The following is a 26,995-nucleotide window of genomic DNA, read 5'->3' as shown; positions in this document are numbered from 1 at the left end:
TCCCTAAGAAGCAAGCCAGATGGTCCTATAGGCCGTTTTCTCGATGCCGAAGGCCACGGGTCCTTCCTGGCCTTTCCCAAGTACGGGTACTGAAACTCTCACGCTTTTCGCGTGGCGTGCGGAAAACATTACGTGGAAAAATGGAAAATCATCAGGCGCTACACCTGTTTGACGTCCGTTGTTCTGACTTCGTGTTACCGGCTGGAGGCGCTGCATGAGCCATGAGCTCAAAACGGGGTCGGGACCAGAGGCCAAAGCTGGTGATCAGGTGCCCGGCACCCAGGGAGTCGCCGTTTCGGACCTGGAAGAGATGCGCCGCAAGGTACAGGCGCGACGTGCGGAGGAGGAGCGGGCCGGTCAGACCGAGGATGATCAAGACGGTCAGGATAACCATGCTGGCGGAGGGAGCCGCACGGTTCCTTCGGATTTTGTTATGCCTTGCGTACGTGCGGAGGATCTCGGACTTGGGATGCTTTATGCGGAAATCCACCGCGACAGATTCCTCTTCATCAAACAGACCCAGGAGTGGCTTGTTTGGAGTGGCCACCATTGGGGATTGGATAAGATGGACCAGGCTAAGGCCGAGGTCGAAGCCGTGGCGGAGCGCCTTTTGGAAGAGCATTCGCGCCTTGGGCAATCGGCTACGGATGCCTCTCAATCCGGAAATAAGGACGCGGCCACGCTCTATCAACGTCAACAGCAGATGGTCATGACCCGGGTCAAAAGGCTCCGCAAGAAGGGTGGCCCCGAAGCCTGCTTGGAATTTGCCCACACCAACCGCACCCCCTTGGCCATTTCTGGTGAAGAATTGGATGCCCGCGAATGGCAGGTGGCCTGTGCAAATGGAGTATTGGACCTTCGCTCTGGTCGGTTTCGTGGGGGGAGGGCGGAAGATTTTATCCTTAAGGCCTCGCCCGTTGAATGGCAGGGGATCGATGCCCCGGCTCCTCGTTGGGAGCGGTTCCTCCATGAGATTATGGGGGATGATGCCGAGATGGCCGGTTATCTGGCGCGCTTGTTCGGTGCTTCCATGCGCGGCGGTAACAAGGAGCATGTGCTCCCGGTGCTGCATGGCAAGGGGCGCAACGGCAAATCCATGCTGGTCGAAACTATTATGCATGTTCTTGGGCCACTCGCTGGACCAATCCCGGCGGAGATGCTGCTGGATCAGAACAGCGTCCGCAACTCCGACGCACCGTCTCCTTCCATTATGGCTTTGCGTGGTCTTCGTGCGGCGTTTGCCTCCGAGACGGACGAAAATCGTCGTTTCTCTTCGGCTCGTTGTAAATGGCTCTCTGGCGGTGACATGCTCACTGGCCGCTGGCCCAACGACAAGCGGCCCATCACCTTTGCGCCTACGCACATCCTCTTTCTGTTGACTAACCACAAGCCCCATGCCCCGGCCGATGATTTCGCCTTTTGGGAACGGATGCACCTGATCCCGTTTGAGCGTTCTTTTGTGAATCGTGAGCCAGAGGACGAGACCGAGATGCGGCGCGACGACTCCCTGGGGGAAGCGCTCATGGCTGAGGCCTCGGGCATTCTCGCCTGGCTGGTGCGTGGTTGTTTGGAGTGGCAACAGCATGGCCTGAATCCGCCTGCCAAGGTCCTTGCCGCTACGGATGATTATCGCCGGGATGAGGATTTGCTGGCCTTGTTCGTGGACGACTGCTGCGACGTTGTGCTCGCTGATCTGAATGATCCCTCGACCCGCACGAATGCTACGGATCTCTATGACGCCTTCGTGCGCTGGTTTTCGGTGAACATCTCCAAGAAGAAGCAATTCCCCCAGCGCAAGTTCGGCGCGTTGGCCCAGAAGAAGTTCCGTAAGGAAAAGGTGGGGGGGAAGAATTGGTACTACGGCCTGCTGCTCAATGCTGAAACCCGTGAGGAAATGGGTGGAGAGAAGCTGTTCTAGGACGAAGGACCATAGACAGGAGCGGGTAGCCGCTTTCGCTCCTGGGTGAATATCCCGCAATTTCGGGGTCATAGAGTGCGGCCAGGACCCAAGGATGATTCATGTGCAGAGTCCCTTATACGGTACTGTTGCGACATTCAGACAAGTATCAACACTTATCATCCTATTATCCTATTTAACTTATAATAATAAAGAAAATAAAGATGTTAGAGATAGGATCAAAGCCAGGATCGAAGCAGGAGCAGGGTAGGACCATGCAGAAAATTTGCTTTTTCCACTGGTCGGAGGGGGGAGGCGCACATGAACGTGCTTGAGTTACTACAGGCTGATGGTGTTTCGCCTCGTAAGGTGTCCGGTTCCAAGGGTGGTGAGCACCACAGCCCTTGTCCGGGGTGTGGTGGGACGGATCGTTTCCATTGCTGGCCTGAGCAGAACGGTGGGGATGGTAGCTGGTGGTGCCGTGGCTGCGATTCCGGTGGCGATTGTATTCAGTACCTGGTGGATTTTCGACACATGGATTTTCGTGCCGCTGCGGCCTTCGTTGGGCGAAAGCTGGAGCCATGCGCCCCGCGTCCACTACTGCCCCCACGGCGTCTTCGTGAGGCCTCTCCGTGGCAGCCAGAGCCCGCCCGTGAGCCTTCCGAGCGCTGGCGCACCCGAGCGAATGAACTGGTGGTCGCGGCCCATGCTGAACTGCTGCGGACCTCTGAGGCTTTGGAGTTCCTTGCGCGGCGAGGTCTGCCTTTGGAGGCTGTCGAGCGTTATCGGCTGGGGTGGCTCTCCAAAGATGTGTACCGCGAACGCTCGGCGTGGGGTTTGCCGCACGAGATGAACCCGCGAACGGGTAAGCCGCGCAAGTTGTGGATACCAGCGGGCTTGGTGATTCCAATTTTCCATGATGGTCAACTGCACCGTGTGCGTGTGCGCCGCCCCAAGCCCGGGCCGTTTGGCCCCAAGAAATATTGCTGGGTGCCGGGCAGTGGTAGCGGGACCATGGTTCTCTCCCCTGGTGCCCGGGCCTTTGTGGCTGTGGAAGCGGAGCTGGACGCCATGCTCTGCGACTTTGCTACAGGTGACGACGTGGGCGCTCTGGGGCTGGGCACTATCTCCGCCAAGCCGGATGCCTGGACGCATGGGGTCCTCTCCCAATCTCTGACCATTCTGAATGCACTGGATTTTGAGTCCTTCGTGCCGACGGATAGCAGCGAAAAGGCTCAGCTGGAAGCCGAGCGCAAGGTGCGCCAGCAACGCCGCGTGCGTGACTGGTGGCAGGTGACCTACGATCACGCCGAACGCTGGCCAGTGCCCGAAGCCAAGGATCCCGGCGAGGCCTTCGCGGCGGGTGTGAGTATCGCGGACTGGATCAAGGCGGGCCTGCCGCCGGTCATGCTCATGCCTGCGGCCCCTGTGCGTCCAGCCAAACCCCAACCCACTCCCGAGGTCTCGGCTCCGGCCCTGGCCTCACCTGAGTCTAAGCAGCCTGAACAAAAAACCACCAGCCTGGCGGCCTTGGAGCGTTTGCTGCGGGAGACCGGCATTCAGCTGACGTTCAGTGGTTCTCAACCTTTCGATATTCCGAAGCCCCTTCGTGGACACACTGGCATTCTGCGACGGCTCAAGGAGTTGTGCTTTCAGGACGACGAACTAGGGGCTTATCTCGACCGACATCCCGCCGCGATTATCACGGCGGATAACCTGGTGGTGAGGATCTGATGAGCAAGACAGATCAGATGCCGATGGAGAATCTTACGAGCGTTAACGAGGTTCTTGAGCACCTGCAGGACTGCGGTCGCAAGGTGAGAAAATCCAAGTTGTATCAGGATGTGAAAACAGGACTGCTCGCGCGACAGCCCGGAGGCGGATTTAGCAAGGCCGCTGTGGATGCCTACGCGCAGGCGTTGCCCTTGGTGGCCGTGCCCAAGGTGGACTCCGACAATATCAAGGAGCTCGCCAGGCGCAGGCAGGAAGCAACCATTCAGAAGATTGAGGAAGAGACCGCGCGGATCCGCTTTAAGCGGGAGGTGGAGCGTGGCCGCTTCATCCCTCGTGAACAGGTGGAGCTGGAGCTGGCGGGCCGGGCTGTTGTTTTGGAGTCTGGTCTTCGGCAGGCCGTGGAGATGAACGTGCTCGATCTGATCCACTTGGTGGACGGTGACCCACGCAAGTCACAGCGGTTTTTGGAAGTGTTTGATGGCTATCTCAACGAAGCGCTGAACCAGTTTGCAAGTAAAGCAGAATTCGAGGTGACGTTTACAGATGCTGATGCAGGAAATGGAACCGAAACAGGTGAATAGCCGCAGCCTGACGGTGGCGCTGCCGCGTTGGCTACCCGACGCGGTGCGCTCCGTTTTGTCGCGGCGAATTGGCGAGGATGGCCGTGTGGTGCATCGCTTCCGGTTCTCACTGGGCGAGCGCAAGGTCTACCGCAAGCGCAGGCCCATGCCCGTGAGCCAATGGGCAGAGAAGCACCGCATCGTTCATCAGTCGTCCATTCCCGGGCGCTGGCACAACGAGGTGACCCCCTACATGGCAGGCGTGATGGATGCCTCGTTTTTTCCGTCCGTGGAGACGGTGGCCATCTGCAAGACTCCGCAGACCGGCGGGTCCGAAGCCATTCATAACTGCATCGGCTACGCAATCGACCGTGCGCCTGGGCCGGTGATGTATGTATTCCCGGATCGGCTGACAGCCAAGGAGAATGCCCAGGACCGGATCATCCCGATGCTGGAGTCCAGCCCGCAGCTGCGCAACTATCTGACCGGGCTTGCGGACGACGCCAGCAGCCTGCGTATCAACCTTGCGCACATGACCATCTACCTTGGCTGGTCCGGCTCCGTCTCCCGCCTGGGAAACAAGCCGGTGCGCTTTCTGGTGATGGATGAGCTGGACAAATACAAGAACCCCAAGAACGAGACCTCCAGCGAGGCCCTGGCCGAGAAGCGCACCACGACCTGGCGGCGCAAGCGCAAGATATGGAAGATCTCGACCCCCACCATAGAGAGCGGCCCGATCTGGCGGTCGCTGACCGAAGAGGTCCAAGTCGTCTTTGATTACTTTGTGCGTTGCCCGCATTGCGGGATGCACCTACTCATGGATTTTGACCATATTCGTTGGCCCAAGGATGAGCGGGATCCCGAGGTGGTTCGTGCGCGTCGCCTGGCTTGGTACGAATGCGGGCAGTGTGGTGTGTGCTGGGACGACAACGACCGAGACAAGGCCGTGCGCTTGGGCGAGTGGCGGGCGCGCAACACCGGGCTGGAATTGGCGGGGCATTTGCGTGCGCATCGCCCGGCCAAGGTTGGGTTCCATATCCCGGCCTGGCTGTCCTACTTCGTTTCGCTTTCCGAGGTCGCGGCGGCCTTCCTGAAATGGAAGAAGACCGGCAACCGCGACGACCTGAAGGACTTTATGAACCAGTACAAGGCCGAGCCGTGGCGAGCCTATGAGGTGCAGCGCAACGAGGATGCGATCCTGGCCTTGTGCGACGACCGTCCGCGCGGCATCGTGCCCGGGGCGCTGGAGGACGGTACTCCGCACGTGGCCGCTTTGGTGGCCGGGGTGGACTCCCAGAAGCGCTATTTCCGCTACGTGATCCGGGCCATCGGCTGGGGCGAGGATGAGGAGAGCTGGTTGGTGCAGGCCGGGAGCGTCCCCAGCTTCGAGGCCCTAGAGCAGGTACTTTGCAAGAACACCTACTGCGATGCGGATGGGAATGAGCACCGTGTGCGGTTGGCGGTGCAGGACGCTATGGGCACGCGCACCAAAGAAGTCTATCAGTTCTGCGTCAAGAATCGAGGGCGGGTGTTCCCCTACCAGGGCAAGCGTACACTCTCTTCACCTGTGCAGTATGCCCCGCAGGAATTCTACCCAGGTACAAAATCTCGCATCCCTGGTGGCCTTGTGCTGTGGAAGGTGGATACCACCTTCTTCAAGAATGATCTCGCCGCTAAACTGCAGATAGAGCCAAGCGACCCGGGCGCGTTTCATCTGCATGCGAGTGTGACCAATGAATATGCTCAGGAGATGGTGGCCGAATACTACGACGATGAGCAGCTCTGTTGGCAGTGCCCCAAGGGCAAGGATAATCACTTTTGGGACTGTGAGGTCATGGCATTGGTGGCGGCCTATGAGTTGAACATCCGCAACTGGAAGCGGCCAAGGGCGAAGCCGAAGCAGGCGAACGAACGTAAGCAGCAGATGATCCCCCACCCCAATACAAATGCTGGGTACGGTTCTCGCCCGGACTGGTTCAACAGGAGATAGCTATGAAAATGGATAGAAGCGCAGAGATGGGCAAAGGTCGAAAATTGAACTGGAAGCAAGCCTGCGAGATGCTGAATTGCTCCAAGAGCCATTTTTATAATTTGATTAATGAGGGCAAGCTTCCAGCTTTTCGGGCAGGGAAGGTGCGCGGGGTGTGGGTGTGGGAAGAAGAGGTGAATAATTTATTAAGTAGGCACTCGGGGCTCAGCAGGTGAAGAAGATAAGGATGTTTCCAGTAAAAAGCATGGGAGAGTAGGAGAAACCCAATACAAGTAATTAAAAAAACAACTTTCTGTACAAAATGTATCGGTTCAGCTAAGAGCAATATGGCACTTGCTCAATGGATTGTATATATTTGAAAATGTATAGGAGTGGGAATGCTTTCAAGTTTATATGATAAATACAATTTGTTTGCTACATGGTGTATAAATTTTGATTTGATGTTTTATATATCTAATGTGAAGAGATTTTATTTTTTGTATTATAGTCGTATAAAAAGATTTTGTGCTTCGAATAAAGAGCTTGTATTTATATTTATAGCGCTAATTGTTGTTACTTTTTCAATATCATTAAAAAATTATTTGAATGATCAAAGTTTTTTTTCTGGTGTAAAAGTTGAAATGCACGGGGCTATTTTAGAGTTTTTTATATTTGGTATTGTATTTCATATTCTGTCGGAGAGAAAAAAGAAAAATGAAAGTATTGATTCTATTCGTGTAAAGATGGATGTATGCAAAGAGGTATATACTCCATATAGTCATTCTGGCTTGGTTAACTGTTTTGATGAGCTGTGTAGGCTGAAAGTTAAAGGTTTTAATCTGGATTGCATAGAGATAGTAAAATTAAGTTTATGTAATAAAGACATTAATGAGGTGTCATTTGTGAAATCTGATATGTGTGGGTGTAGATTTTGCGCGGCCAAGTTTATTGATTCTTCATTTAGTGGCTCAGTGTTGATTGAGTGTAGTTTTGTGCTGTCGAAGATGCGTGGTGGTGATTTTGATGATTGTCTAATTGTTGATAGTGATTTTTCAAAGTCAGTAATAAATGGGGCAAGTTTCTGTAACTCATTATTGGTTGATGTTGATTTTGAAGGAGCAGAGTTGCGAGAAGTTGATTTTTGTGGGGCGGAATTGCGCGGCATAGATTTTAGCAAGTGCGTATACTTTGATGTTGACTCTGTGTCTAGTGCTATTCTTGTTGATTGTATAGGGGTGTAGAGCTGTGGATAGTAAATTAGATTTTAAAGTTATTGTTGAGTTGCTACGATGTCATGGTGATATAACAATCAACTCCAAATGTGATTATGAGGAAAAAGGGCATTGGCAAATTTATAAATTCTCCATGAGGCAAGCTTTAGATGCTGCTTCAATTAAGTATTTAATATATTTTTACTCTGATGCCACAACGGATTCTGTTAATAGAGCGTTTTCAAGGGTGTCACGATTAGGTGATCCGATAGTCGTCCATCCAGTCTCTATGGAGTTGAATATAAAAACTATAGTTGGTCTTGACAACTTGAGCGTTTATACTACTCGTCAATTCTTAGTGAAGTTGATTACATCAGAAATTAATGATTATAAAAAGAAAATTTCTGATCTTACAGTGGATAATTATATCCAACCCACGATTGAATCAGAAGATGCTTCTCGTTCTTTTCCTGGGGTGAAGGTGGGGCCTTCACGTGATAAGGGGGCTTTGAAAGTTTTGTTGGCTTCACCTGGGCAAGGTAAGTCTTTTTTTTCTAGGCACTTTGCTTCAAGTATGACCGATATCATACCTATTTATATTTTTTCCAACCAGTGGAAATCAATTTTTGAAAGTGACTTGAAATCTATATGGAGTACTTTAACTTTTTGTTTCAATTATTATGGGGCTTCGATCCACTGGGTTGAGGGGCACGAGAAGCGATTTTTAAAAGCAATGCTAGCCGCAGGAGTATTTCAAATAATATTTGACGGGTTTGATGAGTATATTCTTTGGAACAATAAAACGGTAAGTGCAGAAGAGGCTTTGCGGTCATTGGCTGAGCTCGCACATGATTCAAATTCTGATATTATAATAACTTCAAGAACTACTTTTTGGAACGCGGCTGTAAACGATGATGTTTTAAGCACATTGCCTTGTGATGTTGATGTGTTTCATATGAAATCGTTTAAAGATGAGCAGGTGGAAAGGTATTTTAAACTAACGATTGAATCAGAGGGGGCTGTTCAAAAAGCCTTGAAATTATATAAAGATCTTTACCTTATATTTGCTGATAGAAAGTATAACCCAATTGGTAAGGGCGTTACGATCAGTTTGCTTGCAGATTTATTTAAATATGGGCATAGCGTTTCAGATTTGCGTGATCATCTCAATGGGAGAAGCTATTTAGCTTGGCTAATGGAGCGTTTGTGCGAGCGTGAGGAGAGGAGGCAGCAGATTGGCCTAGATTTTCAAACTCAATTAAAAGTTTTTAAGGATTTTATTGAGGCGACAGCCTCTAAATTGGGTGAAGGGAGCGGTGAGGTATTGGAGGAGGTTTTAGAGGCTAATGGCGTCGAGTCGCATCAAATTGTTGATTTGTTAGGAGGCGCTGATAATCGAGCTCTTGGAAAACTGACCTCGCATCCTCTTTTGTGTTTGAAAGATAGCGAAGATAATGTTTGGGCATTTAGGCAGGAGCAAATTTTCTATAATTTGGCTGCGCAGCGTATTTGCGAGTATATACTTGAGCGATCTGATGTAAAAGGAGAGCTTGATGTTTTCTCTCAGTCTGATCTTTTGGCTTTTATAAATGATTTGATATCATTGAATTCTCTTCATGCCTCTAATGTTGCGTTAGCGATTGTGGAGTATTCTTTTTCACGGCAAGATTTAAGTAAAGCTGAATCAGAAGTTGTATCTATCGTTCAATTTTTGCTGAGTATGGGGTGTAGTATTCATTTTAATTCGCAACTGAGCTCTTTGTCGTTGCTAGGGACAACGCTTGCTTTGCAGGCAATATCAAAGCTGGCTTCTCGTTCGGATGTGCACGAGCGGACTAGATATTTTAAAAAATTTCTTTCTATAAATGATATGTTTAGTGATTTGTATTTTAACGGAGAAATTTCTGCATTTGATTTTTCAAACTGTCATTTTTCAAATTGTAGATTTGTGCATACATCGTTTTCATCTTGCATTTTTGATAGAAATACTAAATTTGTATCCTGTTATACAAAGTATTTAAGCCTTTTAAATAGTGATACTTTTGCTTCAAGTTCATTCAAAAATTGTTTTTTAGATGAAGATACAGTTTATATCATTGAATCGTTGAAAGCAAAACGCGGCGAAACGAAATATTCATATATTTTGCTTATTAAAGATATTAAACGGGTTGTTGATGAATTTGTTTATCGAGATGCATTGATAATGAAGGGTGTTGATCTTGCCGATATTTCAATGTCTCAGGTTGGTTTATCGATGAATTATGATGTTATAATGGATATGTTTTTCAATAATGCTCTTGATAAAGAGAGTGGTAGTTATGGAGATACCGCTATAATAAAACAAGGCTGTATTTCTGATTTTAGTTTTTATGCAGAAAATAATATTCTTAAAGGTTCATTGAAAAAAATTGAAATAGAATTAAAGAAGAAATTGCTCGGATAGATGATTGCCTGGGGTTGGTTAGATAACTGTCTGTGTTTGTGAATATATAATTAGTTTGTCGTTTTATAATATTTTTTTCCGTCCACCACGTCCACCACGTCCACGACATGATGCCCGGCCCGGTCTATCCTGCCGGGCATGTCTATTTGGTCAACAGAAGAGCTTGAGCAGCAGATAGCCGCCTGGAAGAAGGCGCTTCTCTCCGTGTCGCGGGGTAAAGCGTACTCTATAGCAGGGCGCACGCTCACGCTGCAGGACGCGCCGGAGATCCGCACCACTATCGAATGGCTTGATGCGGAGCGCTGCAAGCTCGTTGGTCAGTCCGGCCCCGTGTTCGTCACCGGGCGGGTTGTGCGATGAGGGCACCGGCGCTGACTCGCAAGCGCTCCCTGCGCATGGCCTCCGCCCTTGGTCGCTCCATGCCGTCTATCTCGCGCGACGCCGGGCGGCATCGCGGTACCCTCAGCAACTACCGTCCCACCCGCACGACCATTTCCCACGAGGCTTTCGAGCGTGGCACCGCGCAGACCCGCTCCGAGGATTTGACCGCCAACGATTGGGCTGCCGCTTCGGTTGTCGATTCCATGACCGTGAATACGGTCGGCTCAGGCATCAAGCCCCAGGCGCGAGTGAATTGGAAGCGCTTGGGTATCTCGCAGGAAGCCGCCAAAGACCTAAACGAGCAGATGGAGTGGGCCTGGCGACTGTGGTCTGCTGAGGCGCACGTCTCGGGTAAGCTCCATTTTGACGACCTTGTCTTTCTGGGCATGCGCTCGCTGTTGCGCATGGGCGAGCTGGTGCATCTGCCGCTGATGCTCGATGATCCGGGCCGTACCTTTTCTCTGGCGTTTCAGGATGTGCATCCGGCGCGTCTTTGTACCCCCTCCGACCGCACCATGGATACGTCCCTTCGAGACGGCGTGGAGCTGTCGCCCATCGGCCGTCCCCTTGCCTATTGGATTGCCAGCCCTGAGCCGAGCCGGGGAGTGGGCCTGAACCAACCATTCTCCCTCCTTGGTTCGGCCCACTTTGTCCGGCGTCCGGCGCTGACCGGGCACCGCCCTGGCGTGTTCCACTGCTTCCGAGCGGAGGAGGACGAACAGGTGCGCGGTGTGCCCAAGCTCGCCCCGGGCATGAAGCTGTTCCGGCATCTGAACGACTCCTTCGACTACGAGCTCATGGCGCAGATCGTCTCCGCGTCCTTCCCGGTGTTCATCGCCACCAAGGACCCCCAAGCCGTTGCTCGCCAGTGGGCGCAGCCCCAGCCAGTGGAAGGCGAAGAGGATCAGCGTCGTTATTTCCAGAATCTTCCCCCCGGCACGGTCGCCTATGGCAATCCGGGTGAAGAGCCCATCCCCATCGAAAGCAAACGGCCCGGCAACAACTTCACCTCGTTTGCCGAGCTGATCATGCGTTCCATGGCCGCTTCTGTGGGCATGCCCTACGAGGTCCTGGCCAAGGATTTTTCCAAGACCAACTATTCCTCCGCCCGGGCCGCATTGTTGGAGGCCTGGCGCATCTTCATGCTCTACCGCACCTGGCTGGTGCGTCATTATTGCCAGCCCATCTGGAGCATGATCCAGGAAGAAGCCTGGCTGCGCGGCATCATCACGCTGCCCCAGGGCGCTCCCGATTTTTATGACGCGATGGCTGCCTACACCAACGCCACCTGGATTGGCCCCGCTCGTGGGTATGTGGATCCGGTGAAGGAAGTCGTGGCCTCGACCAAGGCCCTGGAGGCCCGCTTGACCACTTACGCCGACGTTATTGCCGAACGCGGTGGCGATATCGAGGAGGTCTGGGACCAGCGCGAAGCCGAAGAAGCCCGCCTGCGTGAACTGGATAGCAAGCAACAGGAGATCGCCGATGTTTGAGCTTTTGGGGCAGCGCTTGTGGGCGGTCGCGCCCAGCGCCGTGGAACGTATCTATCTTGAAACCCGCCATCCCTCGGCTGGTGCGGGCCTGTTTGGTCGTCAGTCCGAGCAGGCTCGCGCCTCTTATGACGTCATCAGCGGCGTGGCCGTGATCAACATCCAAGGTGTGCTGTCCAAGCGCGGCGGCTGGTGGGCACAGGGCTACGAGCAGATTCGCGAGGATATCCAAGCGGCTCTAGCTGATAGCTCAGTGCGTTCTCTTCTGCTGAATGTGGATAGCCCCGGCGGTGGTGCCGACGGCGTGAAGGTCCTAGCTGACTGGATCTATTCGGTCCGGGACGAAAAGCCCATGTGTGCCTATGCCGACGGCACCATGATGTCCGCCGCGTACTGGATCGGCGCGGCCACGGGCAAGATTTACGCACCCAAGACTGCCGAGGTAGGTTCCGTGGGTGTGGTCATGCAGCACCTGGATTGGTCCAAGTACAACGACCAGCTCGGCGTGAACGTCACTTACGTCCATGCGGGCAAATGGAAGGTTGTGGGCAACCCGGACAACCCCTTGTCCGAGGAAGATCAAGCCTGCCTGCAGGAACAATGCACCACCCTCTACAGCCTGTTCACTGAGGACGTTGCCCAGGGCATGGGCCTTGATGCCTCGGGCGTGGACCAGTGGGCGGACGGCAAAACATTTTTCGCTGAAAAGGCCCTGGAATTGGGGCTTGTCAGCGGCATCGTCGCAGGCCGTGAAGAACTCATCGAACGTCTAACACAGGAGTCATCTCCCATGACCAGAAAGGAGCTGGAAGCCCAGCATCCGGAGCTGCTCGCGCAGATCGAAACAGAGGCCAAAGACGGCGCGCAGGAACAGGGCCGAAAGCAGGCCATGGCCGAAGCCGCCACCCTGATCCGCACCGTGGCCGGTGACGAAGCCGCCGACCGTTTTCAGGCGCTGGCCGATGCCGGGGTTTCCTCCGTACAGCTCGAAGCCCTTGCGCCGTTGCTCGCTGCATCCGCGCAGAAGCCCGAGGACGAAGGCGGGGACGAAAGCGAGTCACGCAAACAGATTTTGCAGGCCCTGCATGACAGCGGCCCGTCCCCCGTCCATGCCACCCGGCAGCCCCAGCCTGAGACCCCCGATATGAAGCGGGCGGCCTCGGCTGAACGCATGAAAAAACTGGAAAGGAGGTAGGCCATGCACGTTGCAAGCTACCAGGCCCCGAACTTTGTGGGCAGTCATCCTGCGATCATGAAGCATTGCGTGCTGGCCTCCAGCGGTGCGGAAGTGGATCTCGTTGCCGGAACGGTGCTCGGTCTTGTCACCGCCACAGGTAAAGCCGTGCCTTGGAACCCTGCCGCCGCTGACGGCAGTGAAGTTGCCGCCGTGATCCTGGTGGAGGACGTCCGTGTGCCCAGCGCGGGAGACATCAGCGCGAACGTATACGTGCATGGTGAGTTTCGGGGCAAAGGCCTCGGTTGGCCCGATGCCGCGACTGCCGAGCAAAAGGCCGCAGCCGTCACCGCCCTGGCTACCAAGGGCCTGTACGTCAAGTAACTAGCAAGGAGAATTCAATATGCCCACTCAACTGCCTCTTCAGTTCGATGCCCGGACTTTGACCGAGGTCATCACCGCCCGCAAGCCGCTCCCGGGTCTGTTCAAGGAGCTATTCTTCCGTACCCGCAACAAGCTGCCCAGCAAGTTTGCTGAGCTGGAAGTGCTGGTTCGCGGCCGTACCCTGGTCCCCTTTGTGACCGACTACGAGGGTGGAACCCTGTCCCCCAAAACCAAGCGTGAGCTGCGCACGGTCAAGACTCCGCGCATGAACCCCATCGAACGTTTCTCCGCACCGGAGTTGATCGACGTCAGCCGTCCGGGTCAGGGACCCTATCGCAATACGCCAGAAGATCTGGACGCCGCCATCGAGGAGACCATCGTCCGCGACCTGGATGCCATCAAAGACGACATCGAACTGACCATCGAGTTCATGTGCGCCCAAGCGGTCAAGGGCGGATTGTCCGTTGTTCAGGAGGGGATGAAGGTCCTGGACATCGATTTTCTCATGCCCGCTGAGCACAAGATCGTGCTTGGTGATGGCGTGAAGTGGGGCCAGGACGGCGGCGATCCCGAAGCCAATTTCGAGGACTGGGCCGCGCTCATCCTGAATGCCGCCGGGGTGGGTGCGGATGTGTGCGTCATGGGCACCAACGCTTGGCGCGCTTTCAAGGGCAACGCCAAGATTAAGGACGATTTGGATCGCCGTCGCATCGAGATTGGGAGCCTTTCCCCGGACGTGAACAAGCTGCGCAAGGGTGAATACAACGGCCTGGATATCTACTCCTACGGCGGTGAGTACGAGGACTTCGATGGCACGGTTCAGCATCTGCTGCACCCTGATTATGTCCTGTTGGGCTCCACCTCTGCCAAGTGCAGCATCGAGTTCGGCGTGCCCGAGGATCTCAAGAACCACGGCAAGCCCAACGAGTATTTCGCCAAGGCCTGGGAAGAGGAAAATCCCTCCGCCTATTGGATGGGTGTCGAGTCCCGCCCGCTCCCGTTCCCCAAACAATCCGGCGGCTTTGTCTACGCCAAAGTGCTCTAGGAGGTCGTCATGGCAAAGAAGAAAATCAAGGTCGTCATGGCTGTGACCTATAGCGGCAAGGAAGGCCAGGTGCCTGCTGGGAAAGCAGTGCCCCTGCCCGAAGCAGAAGCCCGGGACCTCATCGACCAGGGCTTGGCCCAGGAATATGCGGCCGAGGCCGATGCGCCTTCTCTGATCAATCCCGAGATGGAAGCTCTCCGGACCCAGGTGGCCGAACTGCACCAGCAGCTTGCAGCCAAGGGTGAAGAGCTGCAAATCGCGCAGGCCGATTTCGACGCCAAGCTGGAGCAGGCTCAGGAATATGCTGAAGGGCTTGAGGCTCAGCTGCAGCAGGCGGGGCAGGGCGGCGAAGAGCCCGAGGCCAAGGATACGAAGAAGGCCGGAAAGTAACCGGACATTCCAAGCAGGAACGCACGATGACACTGACCCCGCTAGAAACGCTCCTCGGTAGCGCCATTATCTCTATCATCACGGCTCTGTCCGTGCGTCTGGTTCTGGGTGGTTCTTTTGTGACCAAGGCTCAGTGCAGGCTTAACCACGAGCAGGAGTGCCGTACCAACGGCAGTATCCAGCGCAAGCTTGATATCCAGTTCCGGATGCTGCGTGCGCTGATCCTGCATTCGGACCTGCCCACGGAAAAGAAGGAAGAAATCCTCAACGAGCGGGGCGTGAGCCGATGAAAACGGTGTTTTTAACCCGCTCCAGCACGGGTGAGCAGGGGACGTTTGGCTCGCTGGCCATTGCGGGCCAGCTATTGCGCACGGCGGAACTGCCGGACCATGGCAATCGTCGCAACGTCTCCTGCATCCCCGTGGGGGATTATCCCTGCCACCTGGTGCGCTCCCCTCGGTTTGGAACGGTCTATCTCGTGGGGAAGGTGCCCGGGCGTACTGGGGTGCTGATCCACGGAGGCAATTTGGCGGGCGATTCAAATCGTGGTTGGCGTACCCATTCTCACGGCTGCATTTTGCCCGGTTTGCATCATGGTCGTCTGGGGGACCAGCGAGCCGTGCTTTGTTCGCGTCCTGCCTTGAGCAGGTTCATGGCGGCTTTGGGCGGCCAGCCTTTCATCCTCAAAATTCGGGAGGCTTTTTCCCATGCTTGAGTTTTTGCTCTCCATTATTTCGGGCGGCGCGACGGGCCTGCTCGGTTCCTTGTTCAAAGGCGTTGGCGATTATTTCAAACGCCGTCAGGAGATGGCTCACGATCGCGAGATGCGCGTGCTGGATATGGAGATGATGGACAAGGAATGGGAATACCGCGATCGCGCTGCTGCGCGTGAGGGCGAGGTGCGCATGCAGGAGTCCGCCGACGATCTGCAGGCAGCATCCTATGAGCATGATCAGGCGACCTACTCGCGTGGGTTCAAGGTCAAGCTGGCGGTCAACCGTACCTTGCTGGTGCTGGTGGATGTTGTGCGTGGGTTAACGCGCCCAGGGCTGACCATCTTTATGCTCTGGCTGATTTGGGACACTCGCTGCGAGGTCCAGGCGGCTCTGGAGGCTGCGGGCATCGAGCGCATTGATATTGCCATGGCCATGGATCTGCAAAAACGCATCGTGTGCACCATCCTCTATCTGGCGACCTTGTGCGTGGCCTGGTGGTTTGGTGATCGTGGCAGGAAGGCTGCCTAATGGACTCCTTGTTTGCAGATGATCTTGAGTTCTTCTTCGCGGGGCTGGATGCTCAGGAAGTGATCGTGACCTTGCCGGACGGCAGTACGCGCAGCTTCCTGGGGTATTTGGATGCGCCGTTTGCCCTGCATGAGCTGGGAGACGGTTTTGCCCTGGAAACAGCCGCGCATAAATTGACCTGCAAAGCTTCGGACGCGGCGGGGATCATGCGGGGGGAATCCACCATCACCGTGGTCGGAACGGAATACGACGTCACGGACGTCAAACCCGACGGTGCCGGGGTGACGGTGATCGATCTTACTAAAGCCGATGCAATCGTGGAGGTCATGAGCTAATGGCCTCGGTCTATTTGCAGACGAACACCTTAGAGGTGGAGCGCATTGCTCAGCAGTTCGCGGCGACCAAGGGCCAGGTGCAGAAGGCTTCACGGCGGGCCGTGCGTAAGCTGGTCCGCTGGGTGCAGTCCATCTCCCTGCGCGAGGCCTCGCGCGATACCGGGATTAAACGCAAGATTTTGAAGCACCGCCTGCGCATGAGCGTAAATGGCAACCAGTTTACTGCCCGTGTCTGGTATGGGCTGAATGCCATCCCACTCTCTGCGATGGGGCCGAAGCAGACCAAGACGGGCGTCAGTGCCGGGCCTGTCGATCGTCGTCATGCCTTTATCGTTCGCCATGGGGCCAAAGGGCAGGTCTATCGCCGCGTGCATCGGGATCAACGCCTGCCGCTGGCCATTCAATATGAAAACATCGCCGACGAGTTTCGGCGCATTTTGCTGACGGATATCAGTCTGCGTTTTGAGCGGATGTTTAGCAAATATTTTGAGCAGGAACTGCGTTGGGAAGTCCGGAGGGCCGCATGATCAATGCCGCTCATAAAGGAATCATTGTCGCATTACGTGCGGGCTGTCCCGGTCTGCAGGATGTTTTGGATTACGGGCGCGAGACAACGCTTAAAACCCCTGCCGCTGTCTTGAACCTTGCCCATATCGAACCCGACGATACCCCGGAGGATGGCTCTGGCAAGCTTGCCCTGCGTTGCCGGTGGGAAGTGTTTCTGGTGGTGCCTGACCGGGCAAAATACGAACAAAAGCTTCGTGAGTTGGCTGCGGTGGTGGGCACCCTTGTGCACGGTCATCGCTTCGGGCTTCAGGCCTCCCCCGCAAATTTTATCTTGGCGGAACCCAATGAGTTCGAACCCCAATTCAAAGGGGCCAAATGCTGGCGCGTGGAATTTGAGCAGGTGTTGTTGTTTGGCGCGTCCGTTTGGGATGGCGAGGGTGTGGTGCCCGAGCAGCTGATGGTGTCGTACACGCCGTTGATCGGTGCGGAACATGAGGCAGATTATCAGGAGGTTACGGATGGAAGCGTTTCGCAGTTCTGATCTAGAGCGACGCGTGGCCCGCCTGATCTGCTTCGGTACGGTGGAGGAGGCGGACTACCCGGCGGCTCGCGTGCGTGTGCGCATGGGTAAGGCACTCTCCGCGTGGTTGCCCTGGCTGACGCAACGCGCCGGGAATGATCGTTCCTGGTGGGCACCGAGTATCGGGGAGCAGGTGGTGGTTTTATCCCCCTCTGGCGAATGCGCCCAAGGCGTGATCCTGGGCAGTATCTATCAGGCGAAGTATCCAGCGCCTGCGGTTTCTCCGCATATCAACCGCCGTGTCTATTCGGATGGCGCTGTCATTGATTACGACACCGAGAGTCACAGGTTGCATGCCTTGATTCCAGGGGATGCCTTTGTGGAGGCTTCCGGTGACATCACCGCTCAGGTCGGGAAAAGCATCAATATGCAGGCAGGGACGCGTGTCACAATTAGCGCTCCCTTGATTGAACTGGATGCGGCGTTGATCCACCTGATCGGAGCTATTCAGACCGGCGGCAGAGGTGGCGAGATTTATCCCGTTGAGCTGAATGGACCAGCCAACCAGACGGGCGGTGATTTCGTGAACGAGGGGCACGATGTGAAGGCTTCCGGCATTTCTCTAACCGGCCATGTGCATGACTGCCCACATGATGGTGAGACGGGAGCACCCAAGTGATGCGTGGCATGTGCGCTGCGAGCGGCAAGTCTTTGGACGGTATTGCGCATTTGCGCCAGTCCATTCGGGATATTCTGACAACCCCCCTTGGGTCGCGTGTTCATCGGCGGGATTACGGCAGCCGTCTGCCCCGTCTGGTGGATGCCCCTTTGAACGATGGAACACTCATCGAACTCTACGCGGCCACGGCAGAGGCCATTGCCAAGTGGGAACCTCGGTTTGGCCTCTCCAGCGTTAAGGCCGAACGCGGTGAAGCAGGGCGTGTCGTGCTTGCTTTGACCGGTACCTATCTGCCCGAGGGCAAGGCTGTGACCCTGGAGGGCATTATCCTATGAGCAGTTTCGAAAAGATTGATCTTTCCAAGCTCCCTGCACCGTCGCTGATCGAAGAGTTCAGTTTTGAACAGCTCCTCGAAGCGATTCTTGCCGACTATCTACAGCGGGATCCAGACCATAGTGCTCCGGTCGAGTCCGACCCGGCCTACAAGGTTTTGGAAACGGCGGCGCACCGTGAGCTGATTCTGCGGCAGCGAGTGAATGAAGCAGCCTGTGCCGTTATGTTGGCTTACGCCTCGGATGTGGATCTCGATAATCTGGCCGCATTCGTGCCCCTGCAGCGTAAACTCGTCGACCCCGGAGACCCGGATGCGTATCCGCCTATCCTTCCCACTTATGAAGGTGACGAGGATTTTCGCCGTCGTGTTCAGCTCGCGCCTGAAGGGTTCTCGGTGGCCGGGCCGGATGGGGCGTATATCTTCCATGCCTTGGCAGTGCCTGAGGTCAAAGACGCAGCCGTATCCAGTCCGACACCGGGCGAGGTCGTTGTGCATGTCCTTGGGCGTATTGGAGACGGCATTCCGGATGCAGACGTTCTGGAGACTGTGCAGTTGGTGCTCTCGGCGTCCGAGACGCGGCCCCTGACAGATCATGTGACCGTTCTGGCGGCGCAAGCCGTCAACTACAGCGTGCAGGCGCGGTTGTATGTGCGCTCCGGACCGAGCACCGAGGCCGTGCAAGCAACCGCGTTGAACTCCATGGCTTCCCTCGCGGCAGACCGGCATGTGCTGGGCACGGGGATGCCGCTCTCCGCTGTTTACGCCGCTTTGCATGTCGAGGGCGTGGCCCGTGTGGAGCTGGCTTCGCCTGCTGTGGATGTGAACTGCGACCCCCATCAAGCGGCATATTGCACGGGTATCGTCTTGGAGGTGACAAGTGTCTAACCACCTGCTGCCCCCCAACTCCACGCCACGGGAGCGGGCGCTCTCTGAGGCCTGTTCTTGCCTTTCCGCTGTTCCGGTGCCGATTCGTTCGCTTTGGAATTCGGCCACCTGTCCCGAACTCTTGTTGCCCTGGTTAGCTTGGGCGTTGTCTGTGGATGAATGGGACGTCACCTGGTCCGAGAAGCAGAAGCGGGCCACCATTGCCGCCGCCGTGGCTGTGCATCGCATCAAGGGCACACGCGGGGCTCTGAATCGTGCGATCTCAGCGCTGGGCTACAGCGTCCGCGTGACCGAGTGGTTCGAGGCTGAACCAGCCGGAGATCCTTTTACCTTTCGTCTGACCATTGAAGTGGATGATCGCGGCATCGATGATGCTCTGCTCAACACTCTGGAACGGGTGGTCAACAAGGCGAAGAATACGCGCTCTCATCTGGCAGGAATTACCGTGGCCGCGCGTGTGGCCGGGACGCTCTTTATGGGAGGTACTGCCCTAAGTGGTGACATTGTGACCGTGAGCCCCTGGGCCATTGGCGAGCGCCAATGCAGCGGCACCCCCTGCTTTGCTTTGGCAACGGTTGGCTATGATTCTGTGACCATCAATCCCCTGGGGGCATAATGGCTGATTATTTCACGATTTTGACGAGCCAGGGCAAAGCTGCGGTGGCAAACGCAACAGCCTTGGGAACGGCAATTAGCATTGCAGAAATGGCCATAGGTGACGGTGGTGGTGCAGCGATGTCTCCCACTGCGGAAATGACGGCCCTGGTCAACGAAGTCTACCGGGCAGAGATCAATAACATTGCCGTCGAGACCGAAAGCCCAACCATTATGCGGGTGGAATTGATCGTGCCCACCACTGTGGGCGGCTGGACCGCTCGTGAAGTGGGCGTTTTTGACGACGCTGGCAGATTGTTTGCCGTGGGCAATTTCCCCGATACTTATAAGCCCCAGCTCTCCGAGGGTTCGGCCCGTGAATTGAAGGTCGTGGTCCTGCTGGAAGTAACCGAAAGCGGCGTTGTTAACCTGAGTGTTGATCCCACCATCGTGCTCGCAACGAGCAAGTATGTGGATGATGCCCTTGCGGCTCTTGAACAGTTGTTTACGGAGCAGATGAATGCGGCCTTGGATGAAAGCGTTGGAACAATGACCCCGGAGGACATCGGGGCCGCCCCAGCCAATCATACCCACCCACCAGATACCCCCACAGGGACCGTTGTCGCCATTGCTGGCACCTCCGTGCCCGATGGCTGGCTGGAATGTGATGGGGCGAGCCTGTCGACTACCAGCTATGCAGGGCTTTATGCCGTGATCGGATCGGTCTTTGGTTCCGGGACGGATGCGTTCAACCTGCCTGACCTGCGTGGCGAGTTCCTGCGTGGTTGGGACCATGGCCGGGGTGTCGATTCTGGCCGCAACTTCGGTAGCTATCAGGGGGAAGCATTCAAGAGTCACAACCACGCTGCAAAAATTCCTAATGCTTATTGCGAGGGGCCTGGGCGCGGACTGATCTACATGACGCCAAACGCGACGACTACATCTGTTGCCACCACTGCTGTGGGAGGCACTGAAACCCGCCCGCGTAACCGAGCCTTGATGTTCATCATCAAATACTAGGGGGAACCCAATGCAGATTTTTAATTACCACCCCGTAACGGGCGAATATCTGGGCAATGGCATCGCCCGCCCTGATCCCTTGGAAGAGGGTCGGTTTCTTATTCCTGCTCATGCCACGGAGGTCGCTCCACCCGAGGCTGGTGAGAGGCAAGCCTCGGTTTGGGCAGACCAAGCCTGGAGCCTGATGGAGGATCACCGGGGTGAGATTTACTATTCCACGGTTACTGGCGAACCAGTGGTCATCGAATACCTTGGGGATGTTCCCAAGGAGCTGACGGGAATCGCCCCCGGTGATTTTCAGATTTGGGACGCCGAAGCGGAGACCTGGGCGGATGATCTTCAGGCTCTGAATTTCCTGCATGCTTCTGCTCTTCGTACTGAGCGCGATCGCCGCGTGCGCGAGGTCTATGACGCTGCTGTGATGCAACTGCTGCGCGAGCGCCGCAAGGCTGTGGCCATGGCGGGAGACGTGGCGATTGTAGATGCCCTGATTGCCGATTGGGATGCGTATGTGGATGCCCTTTGTAGTTTGCCGGACCAACCCGGTTTTCCTTGGCAAGGCCCTGATGATTTGGTCGTGCCCTGGCCCGAACCCCCTGCGACTAAAACCGCATAAAGGAGGCCCTTATGTCTGAACTTTTTTTGCACGGCGTGGAGATCCTCGAAATCGATTCGGGTCCGCGTCCTATCAAGACTGTTCGCTCTGCAACCATCGGTATTGTGGGCACGGCCCCGGATGCGGATGCTGCAGCCTTTCCTTTGAACACTCCCGTACTCATCGCTGGTAACCGGCGTGAGGCGGCTAAGCTGGATACTGTGGGCGATGGCAAGGGCACGTTGCCTGCTGCTTTGGATGGAGTCTTCGACCAGTGCGGGGCCGTGGTCATTGTGATCCGCGTGGACGAAGGGGCGGACGAAGCCGCTACTTTGACCAACGTCGTGGGTGGCGTGGATGAAACAACTGGTCAATACGAGGGCGTGCATGCGCTTTTGGCCTGCAAGTCCGTGGTTGGATTTATGCCGCGTCTGCTCATCGCGCCGGGCTTTACGCATCAGCGCCAGGAGGACGCGGAGAATCCCGGTACCTACCTCAAGAATCCTGTGGTAGCCGAACTGGAAAGCATCGCCAACCGCCTGCGCGCGGTGATCATCGTTGACGGTCCGAACACCAATGATGCAGCCGCTATCAGTGCCATTGGCGATTACGGCACAGCGCGAGTCTACATGGTGGACCCGTGGGTGAAAGTTTTTCGTGATGGTGTGTATGTCACCGAACCGGCGTCGCCCCGCGTGGCTGGTCTGATCGCCCTTATCGACAATGAGAAAGGCTTTTGGTGGTCGCCGTCCAACCAACAGGTGCTTGGCATCTCCGGCACCGCGCGCCCGGTTGATTTTACCTTGGGTGACAAGTCTTGCAGGGCCAATCTGCTGAACGAGCAGAATGTGGCCACCATCATCAATGAGGATGGCTACCGCCTGTGGGGCAACCGCACCGCATCGTCTGATTCCAAGTGGGCTTTCCTGTCCGTGCGGCGCATCGCTGATATGATTAACGAGTCCATCCTTCAGGCTCATCTGTGGGCTGTCGATCGCAACATCACCAAGACCTATGTCGAGGACGTCACTGAAGGAGTCAACGCCTACCTGCGGCATTTGACCGCCGTGGGTGCGATTCTGGGCGGGACGTGTTGGGCGGATCCTGAGCTCAATACCTCGGACCAGACGACGCAGGGCAAGGTCTACTTCGATTTTGATTTCTCCACCCCGTACCCGGCTGAACACGTCACCTTCAGGTCGCACCTGGTTGATGACTACATCGAGGAGGTCTTCAAGTAATGTCTGCCGCTGATCACATTCTCAAGAATTATGCGCTATTCGTGGATGGTCGTGGCTACGTCGGCAACTGCGATGAGCTGCAACCGCCCAACCTGGCCCTTGTGACCGAAGACTATCGCGCCGGGGGAATGGACGCGCCCATTGCTTTGGATATGGGCATGGAGAAGCTGGAGTGCACGTTCACCCTCTCCAAACAGTGCGAGCACCTCCTTGGGCAGTTTGGCGTGGCTACGAACAATGGCGTTCAGCTGACGGCTCGCGGGGCGCTCGAAAGCCTGGACGGGAGCGTTGTCCCTGTGGCGCTTAACATGCGCGGCACGGTCGTAAAGATCGAGCATGGCGCGTGGAAGCCGGGCGAGAAGTCTACGCTCTCCGTCACCGTGTCCCTGACGTATTACAAGCGCGAACAGAACGGTAGCGTCCTGCACGAAATTGATGTGCTGAACATGAAGCGGATTATCGGCGGCACGGATCGCCTGGCTGCAATCCGCGATGCTTGTGGCATCTAACCCTGAAAGGAGCACGACAAGATGGAAAAGATTACTCTTGAATATCCGGTAGAGATCGACGGGCAGAACTATGGCGAACTGTCCATGCGGCGGCCTGTGCTCCGGGACATGCTGATTGCCGAGCAAAAGGGCGGCAGTGACTTGAAGAAGGAGTCGGTCACTTTCTCCAACCTCTGCGAAGTGACCCCCGAGATCATCCAGGCCCTGGACATGAAAGACTACAAAAAGCTGCAGGCGGTCTATTCGGGTTTTTTGTCATAGACGCGGAAACGGCCCGGCGTGGCATGCTGGCCTTGGCCTATTATACGGGTTGGAGCCGGGCCGAACTTTTGGCGCTGGATGTTGAGGAGTTTTTGATCTGGATCTCGCACCTTCCTCGGAGCAAATAAGTGACCAAACAGCGATTATCTGCAGTTGTCGAATTCGGGGCGGCCATGGGCAGTTCCTTCAGCACAGCAACAAAAGCTGTGCGGGGTGATTTGTCGGGTGTCAGCTCTGCCTTTCAGGACATCAAGGCTAAGCAGGACAAGCTGCATAAGTTCGCTGGGTTCGACATGCAGGCTTTGGGGCGAGCCAAACGCGAAATGGTTGAATCGCGTGAGGAAGTCCAGCGCCTTGGTGATGAGCTTGCTCAAACCGTCAAACCTTCCAAAAAGCTGCAGTCTGCATTTGAGCGGGCCAAGCGCAAGGCGGATAAAACCGCAAAGGCCTACAACCGCCAGAAGGGCCAACTCACGATTCTGAATCATGAATTGAAGAAAGCCGGGGTCAATACCCGCGACCTTGAGGGCGAGTTTGATCGACTGTCGAGCGAAGTCGCTAAAGCTGAACGCCGCATGAAATCCTTCCAGGGGGTGATGCGTGCCGATGTGGGTGGCAGCTTTCGCAATATGGCCGGGCACGCCGGGCGCTTCACCGCCGTTATGGGTGCCAGTGTCGGTGCGGTGGGTGCTGCGGTGACGGTGACGAATAAAATGACGGCGGAGCAGACCGCTATGGCGCAGTCCCTGAACGTCTCCGCCGATGGTTTGTCGGCTTGGGGTGGGCTGGCCAAGGAGATGGGCTTCGAGGTCGACAACGTCGGTGACCTGATGGAGGAGTTGAACAACAAGATCGGCGAATCCGCAGGGCTTGAGGAGATCACGGCGGTTACTGAGAGCTTGCAGATCCTTGGCTTGACCTTTGAGGAGTTGCAGAACCTCTCCCCGGAGGAGCAGTTCCGCCGGGTGGCCGGGGCCGTGAAGGAATTGGACGATCACCAGGTCGCTGTGTCTGCCGCTGATATCCTGATGGGTGGAGAGGCCAACAAATTCTTTGGCTATCTCCGCAGCCGCAAGGAGGGGGTGGACGAGCTGCTTGCCCAGCAGAAGCAGCTCAATGTCTTGTCCGACGAAGGGCGGGCCGGGGCACAGAAGTACAACGTGGCCTTTGCCAAGTTCTCCACGGTTATTTCCTCCACCACGCAGGAGGTTGCCGGGTTGATTGGCGGGGCGCTGGCTCCGGTGGTGGAGGAATGGGGGCCGAAACTGGCGGACTGGGTGCGTGACAACCGCACGGCCTTTGCCGAGATCGGGACCACGGTCAAGGAACTGGTGCCTGCTGTAATTTCATTTGGCAGTGGCCTGGCCTCCGTCTTTAGGACTGTGGGCACGGTCGTCTCCTGGGCCGCAGGCATGCTTGGCGGGTTTGATAACTTGGCCATTGCCGTGGCCGTGACTCTGGGCGCAAAGACCATGCTCAGTGTCGTGCAGTTTGGACAATCACTGTGGGCGGCAGGGGCTGCCCTGCAGCCCATCATTGCCATGGCGTTGCCCGGGTTTGTGGCGGGCATCAAGGCCGTGGGCATCGCCTTTGCCTCCAATCCTATAGGCTTGGTCCTGACCGGCATTACGCTGGCAGTGGTCCGGCTGATCACCATCTGGGACGATCTGAAGAAGTCGTTCGCAGAGGGGGGCTTCCTTGGGGCGGTGGGACGCTACTTCGATTTCTTTGGGGGTGATGATGCAGCCAAGGCTCCCGGCCCTGGGGGTGCTGCCGGTGGCAGTGGGGTTTCCGTCCCGGCCATGGCGGGCGCACCTTCCATCCCTGATCTCCCTTCCATGTCCGGCGGTGCGCAGATTACGCAGCGCGTCGAGGGCATCCACGTGTATGCCGCGCCCGGGCAATCTGCCGATGAGATTGCCGATGCGGTCATGCGCAAACTCGATGAGCGCACGCACGATGCCCGGCGTGGTGCTCTGTATGACTAGCCAATGCCAAAAATCATGATGAAGCTCGGGCGGTACGCCTTCTCTTTGAACACCGCCGCCTATCAGGAGCTGCAGCATAGCGCCGCGTATCGTTGGACGGCTCAGGAGCGCCACGGTCAGCATGCTGCTTTGCAGTATCTGGGACCGGGCGAGGACTCTCTTTCTCTGTCTGGCGCGATTTATCCACATTTGGCTGGTGCGGCTGACCAGGTGGAGAAGATGCGCACGGAGGCCGCTTTGGGCGAGCCGCTCTTGTTGGTGGATGGCCTGGGGAGGATCCACGGCAAGTGGGTAATCCTAAACGCCACTGAGACGCAGCGCGTATTTTTTGCCGATGGCGTACCGCGCAAGATCGAATTTTCCCTTAAGCTTCGTTACTTTGGAGAGGCCTAAATGCTCCGCTATCGCAGCAAGGACGGCGACATGATCGACGACATCTGCCACAGGCACTATGGCCGCACGGATGGCACGGTCGAGGCCGTATTGAAAGCCAACCAAGGGCTGGCGGACTTGGGGCCGGTGCTGGAGGCGGGTGTGATCATCAATCTGCCTGATTTGCCCGATCCGGAGCCGGAGAAGGGCACAAGCCTTTGGGATTAGGTGATGGAAGCGAAACTGCACAAGCCCGCGTTCCGCATTGTGGCCAATGGCGACGACATCACCGCGTCCATTCGCAAGCGGTTTATTTCGCTATCCATCACTGATGAGGCCGGGATGCAGTCCGACAGTCTGTCGCTGGTCCTGGACGACTCTCCGCCGCACATCAGGCTTCCGTCCCAGGGGGCGGAGCTGCGCGTCTGGCTTGGCTATGAGCCTTCGGTCCGGTTCATGGGGCTGTATGTGGTAGATGAGATCGGGCTGATCCTGTCGCCGGCACGCATGACCATCAAGGCGGCGGGTGCGCCCTTTGAGAAGAGCACGGCTTACCGAGAGTTGCAAACGCAGCAAACGCGGTCCTGGACGCCGCGCACCGTGCGAGAATTGGTGGAAGCGATTGCCTCCGAGCATGGCCTGACGCCTGCGGTTGGTCCGGAGATCGGGCAGATCACGCTACCGCACGTGGACCAGATCAATGAATCAAACATGCACCTGCTGACGCGCCTGGCCATGGACCTGGACGCCGTGGCCAAGGCCAATGGTGGTAGCCTGATCTTTGTGAAAAAGGGGCTTGGCCAGACCGCCTCGGGTAAGGAGCTGGAGCGGATCACGCTCACGTCTGAGGACGTCACCAGCTGCAGCGTGACCATCTCGGGCCGTCAGAACTACAATACCGTCGTGGCCACCTGGCGCGATGTGGACGCAGCGAAGGATGTGGAAGAGTGCGCAGGTGAGGGCGAACCCATGTTTCGGCTTCGCCATGTATTCCCAACCAAGGCCGCTGCTCAGCAGGCTGCCCGGGCGAAGCTTGGGGCCTTCCAACGTGGCAAGGCGAACATCTCCTTGAGCCTACCCGGTCGCCCCGGGATTATGGCGGAGAGCCGCCTTGTCCTTGGTGGTGGCTTCCGCGAGGGCATCGCCGGGGAATTGAGCGTGACGCGGGTGGTTCACAACCTGGGGAGTGGGGGACTGACGGTGTCTGTGGATGGAGAGGTAATATGATGTTGG

General features: G+C 56.1%; 32 protein-coding genes. 31 read left to right on the top strand and 1 reads right to left on the bottom strand.

Features of this window, described 5'->3' with window-relative positions:
• The first annotated feature begins 214 nt into the window (after positions 1 to 214).
• The 7 genes from EL361_RS08735 to EL361_RS08705 all read left to right on the top strand — a co-directional run bounded on the left by EL361_RS08735 (position 215) and on the right by EL361_RS08705 (position 9,814).
• Complete coding sequence (locus EL361_RS08735) at positions 215 to 1,918, top strand: DNA primase family protein (protein WP_126378592.1); 1,704 nt, start codon at positions 215 to 217, stop codon at positions 1,916 to 1,918.
• A gap of 300 nt (positions 1,919 to 2,218) precedes the next feature.
• Positions 2,219 to 3,631 (top strand): primase-helicase zinc-binding domain-containing protein, encoded by a 1,413-nt coding sequence (locus tag EL361_RS08730; RefSeq protein ID WP_126378590.1) that lies wholly within the window; start codon positions 2,219 to 2,221, stop codon positions 3,629 to 3,631.
• On the top strand, positions 3,631 to 4,212 hold the full coding sequence (locus EL361_RS08725; protein ID WP_126378588.1) for a hypothetical protein: 582 nt from the start codon (positions 3,631 to 3,633) through the stop codon (positions 4,210 to 4,212). The genes EL361_RS08730 and EL361_RS08725 overlap by 1 nt, the downstream gene beginning before the upstream one ends.
• Positions 4,175 to 6,181, top strand: a complete 2,007-nt coding sequence (locus EL361_RS08720) for a terminase gpA endonuclease subunit (protein WP_232034743.1) — start codon at positions 4,175 to 4,177, stop codon at positions 6,179 to 6,181. The genes EL361_RS08725 and EL361_RS08720 overlap by 38 nt, the downstream gene beginning before the upstream one ends.
• Before the next feature lie 2 nt (positions 6,182 to 6,183).
• Positions 6,184 to 6,396 (top strand): helix-turn-helix transcriptional regulator, encoded by a 213-nt coding sequence (locus tag EL361_RS08715; protein WP_232034742.1) that lies wholly within the window; start codon positions 6,184 to 6,186, stop codon positions 6,394 to 6,396.
• 162 nt (positions 6,397 to 6,558) lie between these two features.
• Positions 6,559 to 7,401, top strand: a complete 843-nt coding sequence (locus tag EL361_RS08710) for a pentapeptide repeat-containing protein (protein WP_126378586.1) — start codon at positions 6,559 to 6,561, stop codon at positions 7,399 to 7,401.
• Positions 7,402 to 7,405: 4 nt separating this feature from the next.
• Positions 7,406 to 9,814 (top strand): hypothetical protein, encoded by a 2,409-nt coding sequence (locus tag EL361_RS08705; RefSeq protein ID WP_126378584.1) that lies wholly within the window; start codon positions 7,406 to 7,408, stop codon positions 9,812 to 9,814.
• A 150-nt stretch (positions 9,815 to 9,964) separates the two neighbouring features.
• On the opposite strand, the gene EL361_RS08700 is transcribed toward EL361_RS08705, so the two are convergent.
• Positions 9,965 to 10,180 carry a hypothetical protein gene (locus tag EL361_RS08700; protein WP_126378582.1) on the bottom strand — a complete coding sequence of 72 codons (216 nt, stop codon included), beginning with the start codon at positions 10,178 to 10,180 and terminating at the stop codon, positions 9,965 to 9,967.
• Between EL361_RS08700 and EL361_RS08695 the strand changes: the two genes are divergently transcribed.
• From EL361_RS08695 to EL361_RS08580, 24 genes are all read left to right on the top strand, one after another.
• Positions 10,171 to 11,688, top strand: coding sequence for a phage portal protein (locus EL361_RS08695; RefSeq protein WP_126378580.1), 1,518 nt, complete (start codon positions 10,171 to 10,173; stop codon positions 11,686 to 11,688). The two genes, EL361_RS08700 and EL361_RS08695, sit on opposite strands and share 10 nt — an antisense overlap.
• Positions 11,681 to 12,880: a S49 family peptidase gene (locus tag EL361_RS08690; protein WP_126378578.1), complete on the top strand. Its 1,200-nt coding sequence runs from the start codon at positions 11,681 to 11,683 to the stop codon at positions 12,878 to 12,880. Before EL361_RS08695 ends, EL361_RS08690 begins: the two co-directional genes overlap by 8 nt.
• A 3-nt stretch (positions 12,881 to 12,883) precedes the next feature.
• A complete protein-coding gene (locus tag EL361_RS08685) occupies positions 12,884 to 13,243 on the top strand; it encodes a head decoration protein (protein ID WP_126378575.1) in 360 nt (119 codons plus the stop codon).
• Between the two features lie 19 nt (positions 13,244 to 13,262).
• Entirely contained in the window at positions 13,263 to 14,288 is a 1,026-nt protein-coding gene (locus tag EL361_RS08680) for a major capsid protein (protein WP_126378573.1), read from the top strand.
• 9 nt (positions 14,289 to 14,297) lie between these two features.
• Positions 14,298 to 14,678, top strand: coding sequence for a hypothetical protein (locus tag EL361_RS08675; protein WP_126378571.1), 381 nt, complete (start codon positions 14,298 to 14,300; stop codon positions 14,676 to 14,678).
• Between the two features lie 26 nt (positions 14,679 to 14,704).
• Entirely contained in the window at positions 14,705 to 14,968 is a 264-nt protein-coding gene (locus EL361_RS08670; protein ID WP_126378569.1) for a hypothetical protein, read from the top strand.
• The gene (locus EL361_RS08665) at positions 14,965 to 15,393 is read left to right on the top strand and encodes a DUF5675 family protein (protein ID WP_232034741.1); all 429 of its coding nucleotides are present in this window, start codon (positions 14,965 to 14,967) and stop codon (positions 15,391 to 15,393) included. Before EL361_RS08670 ends, EL361_RS08665 begins: the two co-directional genes overlap by 4 nt.
• Positions 15,386 to 15,922, top strand: a complete 537-nt coding sequence (locus EL361_RS08660; protein ID WP_126378567.1) for a hypothetical protein — start codon at positions 15,386 to 15,388, stop codon at positions 15,920 to 15,922. The genes EL361_RS08665 and EL361_RS08660 overlap by 8 nt, the downstream gene beginning before the upstream one ends.
• Entirely contained in the window at positions 15,922 to 16,257 is a 336-nt protein-coding gene (locus tag EL361_RS08655) for a head-tail joining protein (RefSeq protein ID WP_126378565.1), read from the top strand. The genes EL361_RS08660 and EL361_RS08655 overlap by 1 nt, the downstream gene beginning before the upstream one ends.
• A complete protein-coding gene (locus tag EL361_RS08650; protein WP_126378563.1) occupies positions 16,257 to 16,784 on the top strand; it encodes a phage tail protein in 528 nt (175 codons plus the stop codon). Before EL361_RS08655 ends, EL361_RS08650 begins: the two co-directional genes overlap by 1 nt.
• Positions 16,781 to 17,305, top strand: a complete 525-nt coding sequence (locus EL361_RS08645; RefSeq protein ID WP_126378561.1) for a hypothetical protein — start codon at positions 16,781 to 16,783, stop codon at positions 17,303 to 17,305. Before EL361_RS08650 ends, EL361_RS08645 begins: the two co-directional genes overlap by 4 nt.
• A complete protein-coding gene (locus EL361_RS08640; protein WP_172961678.1) occupies positions 17,283 to 17,963 on the top strand; it encodes a phage baseplate assembly protein V in 681 nt (226 codons plus the stop codon). Before EL361_RS08645 ends, EL361_RS08640 begins: the two co-directional genes overlap by 23 nt.
• Positions 17,963 to 18,298, top strand: coding sequence for a GPW/gp25 family protein (locus EL361_RS08635; protein WP_126378557.1), 336 nt, complete (start codon positions 17,963 to 17,965; stop codon positions 18,296 to 18,298). The genes EL361_RS08640 and EL361_RS08635 overlap by 1 nt, the downstream gene beginning before the upstream one ends.
• A complete protein-coding gene (locus tag EL361_RS08630; RefSeq protein ID WP_126378555.1) occupies positions 18,295 to 19,182 on the top strand; it encodes a baseplate assembly protein in 888 nt (295 codons plus the stop codon). The genes EL361_RS08635 and EL361_RS08630 overlap by 4 nt, the downstream gene beginning before the upstream one ends.
• The gene (locus EL361_RS08625; protein WP_126378553.1) at positions 19,175 to 19,798 is read left to right on the top strand and encodes a phage tail protein I; all 624 of its coding nucleotides are present in this window, start codon (positions 19,175 to 19,177) and stop codon (positions 19,796 to 19,798) included. The genes EL361_RS08630 and EL361_RS08625 overlap by 8 nt, the downstream gene beginning before the upstream one ends.
• Positions 19,798 to 20,796 carry a phage tail protein gene (locus EL361_RS08620; RefSeq protein WP_126378551.1) on the top strand — a complete coding sequence of 333 codons (999 nt, stop codon included), beginning with the start codon at positions 19,798 to 19,800 and terminating at the stop codon, positions 20,794 to 20,796. The genes EL361_RS08625 and EL361_RS08620 overlap by 1 nt, the downstream gene beginning before the upstream one ends.
• Positions 20,797 to 20,806: 10 nt before the next feature.
• Positions 20,807 to 21,412 carry a tail fiber assembly protein gene (locus tag EL361_RS08615; protein WP_126378549.1) on the top strand — a complete coding sequence of 202 codons (606 nt, stop codon included), beginning with the start codon at positions 20,807 to 20,809 and terminating at the stop codon, positions 21,410 to 21,412.
• 11 nt (positions 21,413 to 21,423) lie between these two features.
• Positions 21,424 to 22,632, top strand: coding sequence for a phage tail sheath C-terminal domain-containing protein (locus EL361_RS08610; RefSeq protein WP_126378547.1), 1,209 nt, complete (start codon positions 21,424 to 21,426; stop codon positions 22,630 to 22,632).
• Positions 22,632 to 23,141 carry a phage major tail tube protein gene (locus EL361_RS08605; protein ID WP_126378545.1) on the top strand — a complete coding sequence of 170 codons (510 nt, stop codon included), beginning with the start codon at positions 22,632 to 22,634 and terminating at the stop codon, positions 23,139 to 23,141. The genes EL361_RS08610 and EL361_RS08605 overlap by 1 nt, the downstream gene beginning before the upstream one ends.
• A 21-nt stretch (positions 23,142 to 23,162) precedes the next feature.
• Complete coding sequence (locus EL361_RS08600) at positions 23,163 to 23,402, top strand: phage tail assembly protein (protein WP_126378543.1); 240 nt, start codon at positions 23,163 to 23,165, stop codon at positions 23,400 to 23,402.
• A gap of 128 nt (positions 23,403 to 23,530) precedes the next feature.
• The gene (locus EL361_RS08595; protein WP_126378541.1) at positions 23,531 to 25,390 is read left to right on the top strand and encodes a phage tail tape measure protein; all 1,860 of its coding nucleotides are present in this window, start codon (positions 23,531 to 23,533) and stop codon (positions 25,388 to 25,390) included.
• Positions 25,391 to 25,393: 3 nt separating this feature from the next.
• On the top strand, positions 25,394 to 25,783 hold the full coding sequence (locus EL361_RS08590; protein WP_126378539.1) for a phage tail protein: 390 nt from the start codon (positions 25,394 to 25,396) through the stop codon (positions 25,781 to 25,783).
• Positions 25,784 to 25,990, top strand: a complete 207-nt coding sequence (locus tag EL361_RS08585) for a tail protein X (RefSeq protein WP_126378537.1) — start codon at positions 25,784 to 25,786, stop codon at positions 25,988 to 25,990.
• A 3-nt stretch (positions 25,991 to 25,993) separates the two neighbouring features.
• Complete coding sequence (locus EL361_RS08580) at positions 25,994 to 26,989, top strand: contractile injection system protein, VgrG/Pvc8 family (RefSeq protein ID WP_126378535.1); 996 nt, start codon at positions 25,994 to 25,996, stop codon at positions 26,987 to 26,989.
• Positions 26,990 to 26,995 lie beyond the last annotated feature (6 nt).

Origin of the sequence: Desulfovibrio ferrophilus (assembly GCF_003966735.1) — a bacterium.
Classification (GTDB): domain Bacteria; phylum Desulfobacterota; class Desulfovibrionia; order Desulfovibrionales; family Desulfovibrionaceae; genus Desulfovibrio_Q; species Desulfovibrio_Q ferrophilus.
The sequence above is the reverse complement of the archived record's forward strand: the minus strand, read 5'-3'. Positions and strand labels throughout refer to the sequence as shown.

Bases quoted from the DNA above. Each gene is read 5' to 3' on its own strand.
- EL361_RS08735 (WP_126378592.1), top strand. From the start codon at position 215: ATGAGCCATGAGCTCAAAACGGGGTCGGGACCAGAGGCCAAAGCTGGT.
- EL361_RS08730 (WP_126378590.1), top strand. From the start codon at position 2,219: ATGAACGTGCTTGAGTTACTACAGGCTGATGGTGTTTCGCCTCGTAAG.
- EL361_RS08725 (WP_126378588.1), top strand. From the start codon at position 3,631: ATGAGCAAGACAGATCAGATGCCGATGGAGAATCTTACGAGCGTTAAC.
- EL361_RS08720 (WP_232034743.1), top strand. From the start codon at position 4,175: ATGCTGATGCAGGAAATGGAACCGAAACAGGTGAATAGCCGCAGCCTG.
- EL361_RS08715 (WP_232034742.1), top strand. From the start codon at position 6,184: ATGAAAATGGATAGAAGCGCAGAGATGGGCAAAGGTCGAAAATTGAAC.
- EL361_RS08710 (WP_126378586.1), top strand. From the start codon at position 6,559: ATGCTTTCAAGTTTATATGATAAATACAATTTGTTTGCTACATGGTGT.
- EL361_RS08695 (WP_126378580.1), top strand. From the start codon at position 10,171: ATGAGGGCACCGGCGCTGACTCGCAAGCGCTCCCTGCGCATGGCCTCC.
- EL361_RS08690 (WP_126378578.1), top strand. From the start codon at position 11,681: ATGTTTGAGCTTTTGGGGCAGCGCTTGTGGGCGGTCGCGCCCAGCGCC.
- EL361_RS08685 (WP_126378575.1), top strand. From the start codon at position 12,884: ATGCACGTTGCAAGCTACCAGGCCCCGAACTTTGTGGGCAGTCATCCT.
- EL361_RS08680 (WP_126378573.1), top strand. From the start codon at position 13,263: ATGCCCACTCAACTGCCTCTTCAGTTCGATGCCCGGACTTTGACCGAG.
- EL361_RS08675 (WP_126378571.1), top strand. From the start codon at position 14,298: ATGGCAAAGAAGAAAATCAAGGTCGTCATGGCTGTGACCTATAGCGGC.
- EL361_RS08670 (WP_126378569.1), top strand. From the start codon at position 14,705: ATGACACTGACCCCGCTAGAAACGCTCCTCGGTAGCGCCATTATCTCT.
- EL361_RS08665 (WP_232034741.1), top strand. From the start codon at position 14,965: ATGAAAACGGTGTTTTTAACCCGCTCCAGCACGGGTGAGCAGGGGACG.
- EL361_RS08660 (WP_126378567.1), top strand. From the start codon at position 15,386: ATGCTTGAGTTTTTGCTCTCCATTATTTCGGGCGGCGCGACGGGCCTG.
- EL361_RS08655 (WP_126378565.1), top strand. From the start codon at position 15,922: ATGGACTCCTTGTTTGCAGATGATCTTGAGTTCTTCTTCGCGGGGCTG.
- EL361_RS08650 (WP_126378563.1), top strand. From the start codon at position 16,257: ATGGCCTCGGTCTATTTGCAGACGAACACCTTAGAGGTGGAGCGCATT.
- EL361_RS08645 (WP_126378561.1), top strand. From the start codon at position 16,781: ATGATCAATGCCGCTCATAAAGGAATCATTGTCGCATTACGTGCGGGC.
- EL361_RS08640 (WP_172961678.1), top strand. From the start codon at position 17,283: ATGGAAGCGTTTCGCAGTTCTGATCTAGAGCGACGCGTGGCCCGCCTG.
- EL361_RS08635 (WP_126378557.1), top strand. From the start codon at position 17,963: ATGCGTGGCATGTGCGCTGCGAGCGGCAAGTCTTTGGACGGTATTGCG.
- EL361_RS08630 (WP_126378555.1), top strand. From the start codon at position 18,295: ATGAGCAGTTTCGAAAAGATTGATCTTTCCAAGCTCCCTGCACCGTCG.
- EL361_RS08620 (WP_126378551.1), top strand. From the start codon at position 19,798: ATGGCTGATTATTTCACGATTTTGACGAGCCAGGGCAAAGCTGCGGTG.
- EL361_RS08615 (WP_126378549.1), top strand. From the start codon at position 20,807: ATGCAGATTTTTAATTACCACCCCGTAACGGGCGAATATCTGGGCAAT.
- EL361_RS08610 (WP_126378547.1), top strand. From the start codon at position 21,424: ATGTCTGAACTTTTTTTGCACGGCGTGGAGATCCTCGAAATCGATTCG.
- EL361_RS08605 (WP_126378545.1), top strand. From the start codon at position 22,632: ATGTCTGCCGCTGATCACATTCTCAAGAATTATGCGCTATTCGTGGAT.
- EL361_RS08600 (WP_126378543.1), top strand. From the start codon at position 23,163: ATGGAAAAGATTACTCTTGAATATCCGGTAGAGATCGACGGGCAGAAC.
- EL361_RS08590 (WP_126378539.1), top strand. From the start codon at position 25,394: ATGCCAAAAATCATGATGAAGCTCGGGCGGTACGCCTTCTCTTTGAAC.
- EL361_RS08585 (WP_126378537.1), top strand. From the start codon at position 25,784: ATGCTCCGCTATCGCAGCAAGGACGGCGACATGATCGACGACATCTGC.
- EL361_RS08580 (WP_126378535.1), top strand. From the start codon at position 25,994: ATGGAAGCGAAACTGCACAAGCCCGCGTTCCGCATTGTGGCCAATGGC.